This is a genomic window from Bittarella massiliensis (ex Durand et al. 2017), from assembly GCF_017566145.1.
Classification (GTDB): domain Bacteria; phylum Bacillota; class Clostridia; order Oscillospirales; family Ruminococcaceae; genus Bittarella; species Bittarella massiliensis_A.
In genome coordinates this window covers 1-225 of the sequence record NZ_JABFCL010000186.1, presented here as the reverse complement: position 1 = coordinate 225, position 225 = coordinate 1, and the positions used below count along the sequence as shown (strand labels likewise).

Sequence of the window (225 nt, the reverse complement as noted above, 5' to 3'; positions counted from 1 at the left end):
TCCCGATCACCGGATATGTGGTTGGATCCATCGTGGCGATTTTCGGCGGTTCCATTATTATTGAAACACTGTTCTCCTGGAAAGGAGTAGGAAAGCTTTTGATTGATTCTTTGAACCAACAGGATTACACGGTTGCGCTGGCTATGCAGATGTTCTATATTCTTCTGGCGCTGGCGGCAAATCTGATTACCGATCTGTGTTACTGCCTCGTAGATCCGAGAATCA

1 protein-coding gene is annotated in these 225 nt (G+C 46.2%); it reads left to right on the top strand.

Annotated features, from left to right (window positions below; all coding sequences use genetic code 11):
- On the top strand, positions 1–225 hold a 225-nt coding region (locus HJY11_RS13985; protein ID WP_208076503.1), incomplete at both ends, for an ABC transporter permease subunit.